The organism is Roseomonas sp. TF40 (assembly GCF_057219975.1).
Genome location: NZ_JBXVVR010000011.1, coordinates 45,874 through 58,766 on the forward strand (window position 1 = coordinate 45,874; position 12,893 = coordinate 58,766).

The 12,893-nt window shown below is 70.2% G+C and carries 12 protein-coding genes; 4 read left to right on the top strand and 8 right to left on the bottom strand.

Features of this window, described 5'->3' with window-relative positions:
* Positions 1-26: 26 nt before the first annotated feature.
* The gene (locus AC2D9U_RS22810) at positions 27-1,226 is read right to left on the bottom strand and encodes a DUF1501 domain-containing protein (RefSeq protein WP_484753555.1); all 1,200 of its coding nucleotides are present in this window, start codon (positions 1,224-1,226) and stop codon (positions 27-29) included.
* On the bottom strand, positions 1,223-2,524 hold the full coding sequence (locus AC2D9U_RS22815; RefSeq protein ID WP_484753557.1) for a DUF1800 domain-containing protein: 1,302 nt from the start codon (positions 2,522-2,524) through the stop codon (positions 1,223-1,225). Before AC2D9U_RS22815 ends, AC2D9U_RS22810 begins: the two co-directional genes overlap by 4 nt.
* A gap of 208 nt (positions 2,525-2,732) precedes the next feature.
* Here AC2D9U_RS22815 and fusA point away from each other — a divergent pair, with 208 nt between their 5' ends.
* Positions 2,733-4,817, top strand: coding sequence for an elongation factor G (fusA, locus tag AC2D9U_RS22820; protein WP_484753691.1), 2,085 nt, complete (start codon positions 2,733-2,735; stop codon positions 4,815-4,817).
* Between the two features lie 87 nt (positions 4,818-4,904).
* Entirely contained in the window at positions 4,905-5,984 is a 1,080-nt protein-coding gene (locus AC2D9U_RS22825) for a glycosyltransferase family 61 protein (protein ID WP_484753560.1), read from the top strand.
* Between the two features lie 19 nt (positions 5,985-6,003).
* Here the strand turns inward: AC2D9U_RS22825 and AC2D9U_RS22830 are convergent, their stop codons facing one another.
* Complete coding sequence (locus AC2D9U_RS22830; RefSeq protein WP_484753562.1) at positions 6,004-6,723, bottom strand: class I SAM-dependent methyltransferase; 720 nt, start codon at positions 6,721-6,723, stop codon at positions 6,004-6,006.
* 136 nt (positions 6,724-6,859) lie between these two features.
* On the opposite strand from AC2D9U_RS22830, the gene AC2D9U_RS22835 reads away from it, so the two are divergent.
* Positions 6,860-7,468 (top strand): CatB-related O-acetyltransferase, encoded by a 609-nt coding sequence (locus AC2D9U_RS22835; RefSeq protein WP_484753566.1) that lies wholly within the window; start codon positions 6,860-6,862, stop codon positions 7,466-7,468.
* 70 nt (positions 7,469-7,538) lie between these two features.
* Complete coding sequence (locus AC2D9U_RS22840) at positions 7,539-8,462, top strand: tripartite tricarboxylate transporter substrate binding protein (protein ID WP_484753568.1); 924 nt, start codon at positions 7,539-7,541, stop codon at positions 8,460-8,462.
* Here the strand turns inward: AC2D9U_RS22840 and AC2D9U_RS22845 are convergent.
* The 5 genes from AC2D9U_RS22845 to AC2D9U_RS22865 form a co-directional block, all read right to left on the bottom strand.
* Entirely contained in the window at positions 8,450-9,949 is a 1,500-nt protein-coding gene (locus AC2D9U_RS22845) for a tripartite tricarboxylate transporter permease (RefSeq protein ID WP_484753570.1), read from the bottom strand. The two genes, AC2D9U_RS22840 and AC2D9U_RS22845, sit on opposite strands and share 13 nt — an antisense overlap.
* A gap of 10 nt (positions 9,950-9,959) precedes the next feature.
* On the bottom strand, positions 9,960-10,418 hold the full coding sequence (locus AC2D9U_RS22850; protein WP_484753572.1) for a tripartite tricarboxylate transporter TctB family protein: 459 nt from the start codon (positions 10,416-10,418) through the stop codon (positions 9,960-9,962).
* A gap of 31 nt (positions 10,419-10,449) precedes the next feature.
* Positions 10,450-11,427 carry a tripartite tricarboxylate transporter substrate binding protein gene (locus AC2D9U_RS22855; protein WP_484753574.1) on the bottom strand — a complete coding sequence of 326 codons (978 nt, stop codon included), beginning with the start codon at positions 11,425-11,427 and terminating at the stop codon, positions 10,450-10,452.
* 86 nt (positions 11,428-11,513) lie between these two features.
* Complete coding sequence (locus AC2D9U_RS22860) at positions 11,514-11,942, bottom strand: NfeD family protein (RefSeq protein ID WP_484753577.1); 429 nt, start codon at positions 11,940-11,942, stop codon at positions 11,514-11,516.
* Complete coding sequence (locus tag AC2D9U_RS22865) at positions 11,927-12,877, bottom strand: SPFH domain-containing protein (RefSeq protein ID WP_484753579.1); 951 nt, start codon at positions 12,875-12,877, stop codon at positions 11,927-11,929. The genes AC2D9U_RS22860 and AC2D9U_RS22865 overlap by 16 nt, the downstream gene beginning before the upstream one ends.
* Positions 12,878-12,893: the final 16 nt, after the last annotated feature.

A 12,893-nucleotide genomic window follows, 5' to 3' on the forward strand; every position in this document is an offset into this window, starting at 1 on the left:
GCCCGGCGGCCCAGCCTTGTCCAGCGTCAGCCGCGCAGCACGCCCCGCAGCGGGGCCACGGCGGCGCTGCCGGGGAAGGCCTCGGCCACGGCGCGCTCGGGCAGGCGCAGGTGGTCGCGCAGCAGGGCCTTGGCCAGGGCGCGCAGGTCCTGGGTGGGGCGCAGGTCCCGGTTCTCGAAGAGGGCATCGGCGCCCAGGCCCGGCCAATCCGCCATCACCCGCCCGCCGGCCACCCCGCCGCCGAGCACGAAGGCCACGCCGCCCGTGCCGTGATCCGTGCCCTGGTTGCCGTTCACCCGCGCGGTGCGGCCGAACTCGGTCACCACCAGCACGGCGGTGCGCGCCCAATGCGGCCCCAGCGCCGTCTTCAACTCGGCGAGGCCGGAATCCAACGCGCGCATCGGGCCGAGCATCCGCGTGGCCTGCTGCGCGTGGGTATCCCAGCCGCCGAGTTCCAGCGCCGCCACGCGCGGGCCATTCGCCTCGGCCAGCAACCGCCCCGCGGCGGCGGCGAGGCGCGGGAAGCTGCCGCGGTTGGGCTCGTTCTGCGGCTCGCCCAGGGCCTGGCTCGCGAAACCGCGCGCGCGCATGCCCTCGGCGAAGGGGCCGGCGAGGCGCGGATCCTGTTGCTGCAGCGCGGCGATGCGGTGGATAAGCTCTTCCGAGGGGCGGGTCGTGCCCGGCGGGAAATAGGCGCCGACCGGCGCCGGGCCGCGCAGCAGCAGCGGCACGCCGGTGCCGATGGCCAGCCCCGCCCGCGCAGTCTCGGCGCTGGGCAGCGTGCGGATGGCCCGGTTGAGCCAGCCACTGTCCAGCCGGTCGGTCGCGCCGGCCTCGAGCAGATCCTGCGCCTCGAAATGGCTGCGGCTGCGATAGGGGCCGGCCACGGCGTGCAGGATCAGGGCCTCATTCGCCCGGTACATGGCATGCAGGTTCTGGAAGGCCGGGTGCAGGCCGAAGCGCCCGCCGAGGTCGAGCGCGCCCTCCTCCTGCCCCGGCTCGGGCACGACAAGGCCGCCGCGCAGCGCGGCGAGGCCCGGGTCGCCATAGGGCGGCACGGCATGCAGCCCATCCAGCGCGCCACGCAGGATGACGACAACGAAGCGCCGTTCGCCCGGCAGTTGCGCGAAGGCGGCGCGGGTGCCGCCGAGGAAGAGGCTCGCGCTCAGGCCCAGCAGCAGGCCGCGCCGGGTCGGGGCGAAAGAGGCGTGCGGTGTCTCGTTCATCGGTGCATGAACTCCGGGCTCGCCAGCAGCAGCGTCACGGCGTCACGCACCGAGCCGGCACGGCGCATCTCGGCCACCGTCTCGGCACGGGCGAGGGGGCCGAGGGCCGCTTCCGTCACATCCGGCAGCGCCGTGCGCGTGACCCGCCCGGCCAGGGTGTAGCTCCAGTCCACGCGGCGCATCAGCGCCTCGGGCGAGGTCCAGTGGGCGGCGGTATCGCCCCAGCCATCGGGCTGCGGGGCGGTCCAGAGCGGTTGGTTGAGGCTGCCGAGTCCCCCGGTCACCAGCTCCGGCCGATCCGGAGGCAGGCCGATGGCGCGGCAGGCTGCAAGCACGTGGTCCTGCGGCGTGCGGAACTTGCTGAGCGGCGGATCCCAGGCTTCCGGCAACGCGACGAGCAGGCGGGTGGCGGCGGCGAGGTCGCCGCCCGTGTCCTCCAGCCGTCGGGCCAGCGCGGTGACGACGCGCGGCGGTGGCGCATCGGCGATGAAGTGTCGTGCGAGCTTGACCGCCAGATGTCGGTAGGTGGCCGGGTGGGTGCCCAGGAAGCGCAGCGCCGCCTCGACCGCCGCCTCGCCCTCCTCGAACCGGCGGCCGAGCAGGGTCTTGGCGCCGGGCTCATGGTTGGCGCGGCGCCAGACATAGCCCAGCGGCTCGCGCGTCAGTTCCACCGAGAGGCCGGTGAGGAGACGCGCGAGCTGCTCCACATCGCCCTGGGTGTAGCCGCCCGCCGGGGAGAGGCTGTGCAGTTCCAGCACCTCCCGCGCCAGGTTCTCGTTCAGGCCCCGGCGGCTGCGCTGCCCGAAGGGACTGTTCGGGCCGACCGAGCCTGCATTGTCCAGGTAGAGCACCATGGCCGGGTGGGTGGTCACGGCCACCAGCATGTCGGCGAAGCGACCGGCAACATGCGGGCGCACCGCCTCATGCTCCAGGCAGCCTGCCAGCAGGCCCGCCAGGCCGTTGCGGCGGCTGACGGTGAAGTGGTTCATCCAGAAATCGACCAGCCGGTCCTGGAAGGGCTGCGTGGTCTCCAGGCGCTGGCGTGCCCAGGCCAGGGCCTGGGCGCGGTTGAAGTCGAATTGCGGGCCGCGATTGATCAGGACATTGCCCTCGGCGTCGCGGGCGGCGATCTGGGCCAGGCGGACCCGCAGGGCATCGGCGACTCCCGGCGCCTCGGCCAGCGGGGCCGGTGTGGCGATCTGAGCCAGAAGCCAGGCATCGGGGTCGGCCGGCGGCGTTTCCCCAAGGCGTAGTCCCAGGCCGAAACGGGCGGCGGCAAGGTGGCTGCGGACGCTCATGACCATCAGAATACCGCCTCCGCCCGGCCTTGTATCGCCCCTTTGCGTGACGAAGCGTGACCCCGGCGCGGGGCCTCGCGCGGTGATGGCTTGCAAAAACCCGCAAGAGAGGGCATGTGCGGCGCCGCATCAGGCTTGATTCGGAACACTCGGCAGGCGGCACGGGCGATCGGCCCGTTGTCCGGCCTGCCTTCGCGTATGGAGGCCCATCGTGGCGCGCAGCGACCTCAGCAAGATCCGCAACATCGGCATCACGGCGCATATCGATGCCGGCAAGACGACGACGACCGAGCGCATTCTCTACTACACCGGCAAGTCGCACCGGATCGGCGAGGTGCATGACGGCAACACCACGACCGACTACATGGAGCAGGAGCGCGAGCGGGGCATCACCATCACCTCCGCCGCCGTGACCGCCGTGTGGAAGGACCACCGGATCAACATCATCGACACGCCCGGCCACATCGACTTCAACATCGAGGTGAACCGCAGCCTGCGCGTGCTTGACGGCGCCATCTTCATCATCGAGGGCGTGGCCGGCGTGCAGCCGCAGTCCGAGACCAACTGGCGCCTGGCGGACCGCTACAACGTCCCGCGCATCATCTTCATCAACAAGCTCGACCGCACCGGCGCCGATTTCTACCGCGCCGCCGCGACGCTGACCGAGAAGCTCGGCATCAACTGGGTGACCCTGCAGCTGCCGATCGGCATCGAGGACACCTTCAAGGGCGTGGTCGACCTGGTCGAGATGAAGGCGATCATCTGGAAGGGCGACGAGCTCGGCGCCCAGTACGAGTACCAGGAGATCCCGGCCGAGCTGGCCGAGCAGGCCGCCGAGTACCGCCAGAAGATGCTCGACACCTGCGTCGGCATCGACGAGGCGGCGATGGAGGAGTTCTACGACAAGGGCGACGTCTCCATCGAGACGCTGAAGCGCTGCATCAAGAAGGGCACGATCAGCGGCGAGTTCCGCCCCGTGCTCTGCGGCACCGCCTTCAAGAACAAGGGCGTGCAGCCGCTGCTCGACGCCGTGCTCGACTACCTGCCGAGCCCGATCGACATCCCCGGCATCAAGGTGGCGCCGGATGAGGGCATGGACGAGACGCAGGAGCGCCGCTCGATCCCCGCGGACGAGAACGCGCCCTTCGCCGGCCTCGCCTTCAAGATCATCAACGACAAGTACGGCAACCTGACCTTCGTGCGCGTCTATCGCGGCGTGCTGCGCCAGGGCGACATGGTGCAGAACACCACCAAGGGCCATCGCGAGCGCATCGGCCGCATCTTCCAGATGCACGCCGACAAGCGCGAGGAGATCAAGGAAGTCTTCGCCGGCGACATCGCGGCCTTCGTTGGGCTGAAGGACACCGGCACCGGTGACACGCTGGCCAGCAACGACGACCCCGTGATCCTCGAGCGCATGGCCTTCCCGGTCCCGGTGATCGACATCTCCGTCGAGCCGAAGACCAAGGAAGGCGTCGAGAAGATGACGCTCGGCCTGCAGAAGCTGGCCGGCGAGGACCCCTCGCTGCGCCTGCGCACGGACCAGGAGAGCGGCCAGACCATCCTCTCCGGCATGGGCGAGCTGCATCTCGAGATCATCGTGGATCGCCTGAAGCGCGAATACGGCGTGGACGCGAACATCGGCGCGCCGCAGGTGGCCTATCGTGAAACCATCACGAAGAGCCACACCGAGACCTACACCCACAAGAAGCAGTCGGGCGGTTCGGGCCAGTACGCCGAGGTGAAGATCGTCTTCGAGCCGAAGGAGCGCAACACGGGCGTCGAATTCGCCAACGCCGTGGTCGGCGGCGCCGTGCCGAAGGAATACATCCCGGCGGTCGAGAAGGGCATCAAGGTGCAGGCCGATACGGGCGTGCTCGCCGGCTTCCCGACGGTGGACTTCAAGTACTCGCTGGTGGACGGCAAGTACCATGACGTCGACTCCAGCGCGCTCGCCTTCGAAATCGCCGCCAAGGCCTGCTTCCGCGAGGGCATGAAGAAGGCCGGCCCGGTGATCCTGGAGCCGATCATGGACGTGGAAGTGACCACGCCTTCCGACCATGTCGGCGACGTGGTGGGCGACCTCAACCGCCGCCGCGGCGTGATCCAGAGCCAGGACATGGCCGGCACCTCGGTCATCGTGCGCGCGCATGTGCCGCTGAAGGAGATGTTCGGCTACATCTCGAACCTCCGCGGCATGACCAAGGGCCGCGCGAGCTTCTCGATGCAGTTCCACCACTACGATCCCGTGCCGCGCAACGTGGCCGACGAGATCATGAAGAAGTCCGCCTGATCCCTCACGGGTCGGCGTCCGGCAGCGGCGCGGGGGGACACCCCCGCGCCGTCTTGCGTTGCAGGGGGGAAGAACGGGGTGCCCTTCGTGTCGCAGCCTGAGCAGGAGCGCACCGTCAGCCTCGCCGAGGCGGCGCCAGATGCCATCACCATCGCGCCCGCCGCGACCTATCCGCGCCGCCCGCCGGCCTTCGCCAATCTCGACCTGCTCGACCTCGGTGACCGGCGCGCCCTGGAGTCACGCTGGGAGACGACGGAGCAGGAGGCGCCGGCGATCCTGCTGCACAATCTGGGCGAAGCACTTGTCGCACCGCCCGGAATCGTCTGGCTGCCGGATGGGCGCGTCGTCGCCGAATCGCTGCACAATCTCAACGTGGCTGGCCGCGCCGCAGCCTTGGCCGAGCCGATGCCGAGCGCCGCCGACCAGCCCCAGCCGCGCCGCCCGGCGGTGTTGCTGACGCGGGCTGGCTCGACGAATTACGGCCATTTCCTCGCTGAACATCTGGGCGCGCTGCTCCTCCTCGGCCAGGTGCGGCCTGGCCTGCGGGCCGATCTGGTGGTGGCCGACCAGCGCGGCCCCATGCTCGGTGTGGCGGAGGAGGGTGCAAGCCGGGCGGGCTTCGAGCCTGCCGCCCTGCGCCGGCTGCCGCCGCGTGGCCTTCATCTGCCGGAACTGCTGATGCTCAGCCCGGCGTCGACACATTCCTACATGAAGCATCCGGCGGCGATCGAGGCACTGGCCGCGCTGGCCCCGCCACGCCCGGCCGGCGACCTGCTCTTCGTGCGGCGCACCAGCACGGCCAAGCGCGTGCTGCTGAACCTCGAGGCGGTTGAAGAGGCGGCGACGAGCCTTGGCTTCCGCGTGATCGAGCCAGGACGGATGAGCTTCGCCGAGCAGATCGAGGCTTTCGCCGCCGCGCGGGTGGTGGTGGGCGTCAGTGGCGCGGACCTCACCAACATCGTCTTCATGCCGCCGGGCGGGGATGTGGTGTGCCTGCTGCCGACGCGCGGGCGCGAATTCTTCTTCTGGGACCTCTGCTGCCTTCGCGATCACCGCTACTGGTCCATCTTCGGCCCGCCCCGGACCGATCGCGGCGGCGGACACGACGACTTCACCGTCGATGTCGATCTCACCAGCAGTGTGCTGCGCGAGGCGCTGGGCGGCTGAGCCTCGGGCGCCGCACCGTTCAGAGGGCGAGCGTCTCCGCCGCCCAGGCATACAGTTCGGGCTCCGGCAGCAGGCCGAAAAAGGCTTCGTTCTCGCGCATCCAGAAATAGTCGGCGCGCGAGATCGCCTCCAGGTTGCCCAGCACCGGCGCGAAGCCCGCACGTGGCCGGCGGATCAGCACGGTCTGGCGGTTGCCCCCGGCCGAGAAGGTCCGCAGGCAGAAATTCGGGAAGAAGTCGTGGATGGCGAGCACGACCTTGTAGACATCGCCATGCCAGGAGGCACCGGGCCGGCCCTTCTCCTTGCGGTAGAAGGCGGCGTCCTTGGGGTTGCGCAGGGCGGAGTAGACATCGATCGGGTAGACGTCGTCGATGATCCAGATCGTGTCGTCATGCGCATTGCCGCTGAGCGCGCAGAAATCGCGGAAGGTCTGCTCGAAGGTGTGCAATCCGTCGAGGAAGATCACGTCGAAGCGCCGCGCCTTGTGCTCGGGCATGGTGAAGAAGGCGTCCGAGGGGATGGCATGGAAGTCCTGGCCCGCCGCGCGCCGCGCCGCCACATCGAAGCGGAAGCGTGGATCCACGGCGGTCTTGTTCGGGATCTGGACACCGAAAAAGGTGCTGCCCTCGCTGACGCCGATCTCGAGATAGCTGCGCGCGCCGTTCATGCCTGCAAGGTGGTTGATGCGGCGGGCGGAGTGGGTGAGCGGCGCGGAGGATTCCTGCGGATTCGGCACCATGTCGCACTCCTGTCGCGGCGGGATGCCCCTCATGCCGTTCCACCCCGCCAGCGTCAACGTGCTGGCCCGTGCTTGACCGGGGCCTGGGGCGCGGCTCCATTGCGGCTCCATCGCCGGGCTGGGGGAGCCATCGTCCGTGACCGCCTATACCAAGGATGTGCTGGCTGCCGAGGCGGCGAAACATGGATGGTCCATCGGCGATCACAGCTACGGCGCGCCCAAGGTGTTCCAATGGGCGAATTCCGGCCGGCTGACCATCGGGCGCTACTGCTCCATCGCGGCCGGCGTCGTGGTCTATCTCGGCGGCGATCATCGCACGGATTGGATCACCACCTACCCTTTCGGCAGCTTCGATCCGGCAGCACGGGGCTTCAAGGGGCACCCGGCCTCACGCGGGGATGTGGTGATCGGCAATGATGTCTGGCTGGCGCGCGGGGTGAGCGTGATGTCGGGCGTGACCATCGGCGATGGCGCCTGCGTGGGCGCCCATGCCGTCGTCGCGCGCGACGTGCCGCCCTATGCGATCGTGGCGGGCAACCCGGCGCGGGTGCTGCGGATGCGCTTCACCCAGGCGCAGATCGAGCGCCTGCAGGATGTGCGCTGGTGGGATTGGCCCGAGGCCCGCCTGCGGGAGAATTACGCGCTGCTGCTCTCCAACCGCCTAGATGAGTTCCTCGATCTGGCGCAGGGCCGCGCCAGGGGGCCGGGCGAAGCGCGCTTGTCCGGGGAAGCGAAGCCCGGCTAGCCTTCCTGCCAAGGACATGAGGGGGGGATCGGCCATGCGGCGTCGCGCGGTGATGGCGTTTGGGGCGGGTATGCTGGCCGCACCGCGTGTCGGGGCGCAGGGCGCCTGGCCCAGCCGGCCCATCCGCCTGCTGGTGCCCTTCATCCCCGGCAGCGCGCCCGATGTGATCGCCCGCCAGATCGCCGAGCGCATCGCCCCCGCGCTGGGCCAGCCGGTGGTGGTGGAGAATCGCGGCGGCGCGGGCGGCAATATCGGCTTCGAGGCGGGGGCGCGCAGCGCGCCGGATGGCTACACCATCATGCTCGGCACCAATTCGCTGGTGATCAACCAGGCGCTGACGCGCCGCACGCTGCCCTTCGACGCCTTCCGTGACTTCGCGCCGATCACGGTGGCCTTCGCCATGCCGCATCTGCTGATCGTCCCGCCCAACGGCCCGGCCAGCGCGGCCGCGCTGATCGAGGGGCTGCGCGCGCGGCCCGACCAGAACTACGCCAGCGGCGGCAATGGCTCAGGCGCGCATCTGGCGGCGGAGATGTTCAAGGCCGCTGCCCGGGTGCAGGCGGTGCATGTGCCCTTCCGCGGCGCGCCCGACATCGTCAACAACGTCATGGCGGGGAATGTGCAGTTCGGCTTCCCCACCCTCTCGACCGCGACCGAGCTGGTGAAGTCGGGCCGCCTGAAGGGCCTCGCCGTCACCTCGCCCGCGCGCAACCACGCGCTGCCGGATGTGCCCGCCTTGGCCGAGACGCTGCCGGGCTTCGACCTCACCTCCTGGTTCGCGCTGATGGCGCCCGCCGGCACGCCGGGCGAGGTGATCGCGCGGGTCGATGCGGCGATGCAGGCCGCCTTGGCGGACCCGGCCTTCCGGGCGCGCACCACGGCGGATGGTTCGATCGCGGTCGGCATGGGCCCGGCCCCCTTCGCTGCCTTCCTGCGCAGCGAGCAGGCGAAATGGGCCGAGGCCGTGCGGCTCAGCGGCGCTCAGGTGGACTGAACGAGCGGGCTGGCGCGCCCGCGCAGGCCGCGCGCCAGCATCACCGCCCAGATCAGCAGCGTCGCCACGCCGAGCGTGCCGGCGATGGGGCGCATGAAGAACTCGATCCAGTGGCCGTCGGCCTTGATCATCGACTGCACGAAGGTCTGCTCCAGCATCTCGCCGAGCACGAGCCCGAGGATGAGGGGCGCGACCGGGATGCCGTGCTCCTCCAGGAACCAGCCGAAGACGCCCATCACCAGCATCAGCGCCACGCCGTAGAGGCTGTTGGTCATGGCGAAGCTGCCGACGATGCAGAACAGCAGGATGACCGGCAGCAGCAGGTTGCGCGGCACGCGCAGGATCTGCCGCGCACCCTTGATCGCCGCCCAGCCGAGCGGAAGCATGATGGCGTTGGCCAGCAGGAAGATCAGGAAGACCGCGTAGATCAGCTGCGGGTTCTCGGTGAACACGGTCGGGCCCGGATTCATCCCCTTCATGTAGAGCACGCCGATGACGATGGCGGTGATGCTGTCGCCGGGGATGCCGAAGACCAGCGCCGGGATCCACGCCCCACCCAGCGCCGAATTGTTGGCCGAGGTGCTGTCCACGATGCCTTCGATGTTGCCGGTGCCGAATTTCTGCGGCTCCTTCGAGAAGCGCTTCGAGACGGCATAGCTGATCCAGGCGGCGATATCCGCGCCCGCGCCGGGCAGCGCGCCGATGGCGGTGCCGATCGCGCTGCCCCGCAGGAAGTTGAACCAGTAGCGGCGGAACACGCCGCCGACGCCGCGGAAGATGTTGCCGACCTGCTGCGTCACCATGTGCGTCGCCGCATCGATGGTCACGGCGCCGCGCATCAGCTCGCTCACCGCGAACATGCCGATCATGGTGGGCACGAAGTTGATGCCCGACATCAGGTCGACATCGCCGAAGGTGAAGCGCGGATAGCCCGCCGCCGGGTCGATGCCGACACTCGCCAGCAGCAGCCCGATGAACAGCGACAGGAAGCCCTTCACCGGGTCGGCGTTGCTCATGAACACGGCGCAGGTCAGGCCGAGGCAGGCCAGCCAGAAATACTCGTAGGAGGAGAAGTTGATCGCCACCTCCGCCAGCGCCGGCGCGGCGGCGATCAGCACGGCCACGCCGATGAACCCGCCCGCGACGGAGAAGACGAGGTTCACCCCCATATTGAGGTTGAGCTCGCCCTTCTGCGTCATCGCATAGGATTCGTCCGTATAGGCGGCCGAGGCCGGCGTGCCCGGCATGCGCAGCATCGCCGCGGGGATGTCGCCGGCGAAGATCGCCATGGCGGTCGCGGTCACGATCGCGCCCAGCGCGGGCACGGGTGGCATGAAGAAGGTGACGGGCACCAGCAGCGCGGTCGCCATCGTCGCCGTCAGCCCCGGCATCGCGCCCACGAACATGCCGAAGATGGCGGAGACACCGATCACCGCCAGCACATAGGGGTCGAAGACCAGCCCGAAGGCCTGGATGAGCGCGTCCATCAGCGGGGCCTCACAGCAGCGCGTCCATCAGGCCGCGAGGAAGCGGCACGCGCATCATGCCGGCGAAGAACCAATGCACCGCCAGCGTCACCGCGACCGCCGAGGACAGCGCCACCAGGGGCCGCGCGCGGAACCACAGGAACAGCGCGGAGAGCATGAGGAAGGCGGTCGGGATGAAGCCCAGCGCGTCCGAGACCAGGATGTAGAACAGCGCCGCCCCCGGAATGGCGAGGAAGGAGGCCAGCCGCGCCGGCTGGCGCAGCCAGGGCTCGAACACCACCAGCCCGCCGCGTGCGCGCAGCCCGCGCAGCACCAGCAGTGCCGCGCAGATCGCGATGCCCACGGCCAGGATGCGCGGGAAGAGGTTCGGCCCGAAATCCTGGCCGGGGAAGGCGGGGAAGAAGGTGGTCAGCCACCACACCCACCCCGCGAAGCCCAGCAGCAGGGCGCCCAGCAGGGCATCGTTCAAGCGCATCGCGATGCCCTGCCGTGCTGCCCGTTCAGCCGCGCGCCAGGCCCGCGGCGCGCATCGCCTCGCCCATGCCGCGGTCGGCATTGGCCATGAAGGTGGTGAAGGCCGCCTGGTCGCCCCAGACCACGCCGAAGCCGCGCGAGGCCATGAAGTCCTGGAACTCGCGGCTGTCATAGGCCTTCTTGAGCGACTCGATCAGCCGCGCCTGCACCTCGGCCGGCAGGTTGCGCGGGCCCGCGATGCCACGCCACGCGCCGGTGGAGTAGTTGATGCCGAGCGTCTCGTTCAGCGTCGGCACGGCCGCGAACATCGGGTTGCGGGCGGGGGCCATGATGGCGAGCGCCTTGGCGCGATTCGCATCGATCATCGCCCGCGCCTCGGGGATCGAGGCGGTGACGATATCCACACCCCCGGCCGCGAGTTCCTGCATCGCCGGCGCCGCGCCGTTGGAGGGCACCCAGCGCACATGGTCGCCGCGCAGCCCCATCGCCTGCAGCCAGCCCACCAGCGCCAGGTGCCAGATGCCGCCCTGGCCGGTGCCGCTGGCCTTGAAGGTGCCGGCCGGGCGCGCCTTGATCGCGTCCGCCAGCGCCTTGATGTCGGCGAAGGGCGAGTTCTGCGCCACGGTGACGCCGGGCGGGTCCTCGTTCATCAGGGCGAGGGGCGTGTAGCTGGTGGGGCGCAGCTCGGTCAGGCCCTGCCAGTGCATCATGGCGATTTCGACCGTGATCATGCCGATGGTGTAGCCATCGGGCGCCGCGGTCGCGATGGCGGAATGGCCCACCACGCCGCTGCCGCCGGTGCGGTTCACCACGTTCACCGGCTGGCCGAGGTCGCGCTCCAGCAGGCTGCCGACGATGCGCGCCGTGGCATCCGTGCCGCCACCCGCGCCCCAGGGCACGATCAGCTGGATCGGGCGGTTCGGCCAGCGCGCCTGGGCGAGCGCCGGGGTGGCGAGCAGCGCGGCGCCGGCGGCGAGCGCGCCACGACGGGTGATCTGGGACATGCGGGGCTTCCTCCGTTGCGTGGCCGTTTCAACGACCTTCCGCCGCGCAGGCTAGGCTGTCTTGCCGCGGCCCGGCAAGGTCGCCGCTAACCGGCGGGGCGCACCACCAGCACGGTGCCGTCCACGGCTTCCACCCGCACGCGGCTGCCGGGGGCAGGGGGCTCCACGCCGCGCGGCAGGCGCGCCGACCAGTCGCTGTCGCCGAGCCGCACGCGCAGCCGCCCGCCCTCGGTGGAGAGCACCTCGGCCTCGCGTCCCGCCAGGCCGGATTCGGGCGCATTGGTGCGCCGGCCGAGCGCATTGCGCGGCCGGAAGCGCAGCGAGGCCAGGATGCCCAGCGCGAGCAGCGCGAGGAAGATCGCCACCGCCGCGGGAAAGCCCGGAGCCGCCACCAGCAGCACCAGCCCCGTGCCGATGGCGGCCAGCCCCGCCCAGAGCAGGTAGACCCCCGGCAGCACCAACTCCGCCCCCAGCGCCACCAGCCCCGCGAGGATCCAGATCAGCCCTGGCGCCATGGCGTGCCTCCATTGGCGGGCGGGGTGCCAGGGGGATCCGGGGGCGGGCCTGATGGCGGGCCGCGCAGCAACTCCATCGCCTGGGCGATGCCGCCGGCCAGCCCCGCGCTCTCCATCGGCACGATGACGAGGCGCGAAGACGGGTTGGCGGCCATCGCCTCGAAGGCTTTCACGTATTTGTCAGCGATGAAGTAGCGCAGCGCATCCGCCCCCGCGCCGGCCGCGGCCTCGGCCACCATGCGCGTGGCGTTGGCCTCGGCCTGGGCGAGCGCCTCGCGCGCCTCGGCGTCGCGGATGGCGGCGTCGCGCCGGCCCTCGGCCTGCAGCACCAGCGCCTGCTTCTCGCCCTCCGCCTTGGCCACGGCGGCGCGGCGTTCGCGCTCAGCGGTCATCTGCAGGTTCATCGCGCGGATGAGGTTCTCGGGCGGTTCGATCTTGCGGATCTCCACACGGCTGACCTTCGCCCCCCAGGGCTCCGTCGCGCCATCGAGGATGGTGAGCAGCGAGGTGTTGATCCGATCGCGCGAGGAGAGTGTCTGGTCCAGGTCCATCTCGCCGATCACGGCGCGGATGTTGGTCATGGCCATCGCCACCAGCGCTTGCTGCAGGTTCTGCACCGCATAGGCCGCCTTGGAGGGATCCATGACGCGGTAATAGACGATGCCATCCACCGCGACCGTCGCATTGTCCTTGGTGATGACCGATTGCTCGGGGATGTCGAGCACCACCTCCTGGACGTTCAGCCGGCGGCCGATCCGGTCCACGAAGGGGATGATGAGGTTCAGCCCCGGCTCGAGCAGCCGGGTGAAGGCGCCGAATCGCTCGACCGACCAGACCTCGCCCTGCGGCACGGTGCGGATGCCCTGCGCGACCGTCACGAGCGCAAGCAGCACAAGGACAACGAGCACGATGGTGACCAGGGACAGGTCCTGCATGGCGGCCTCTCGGGGC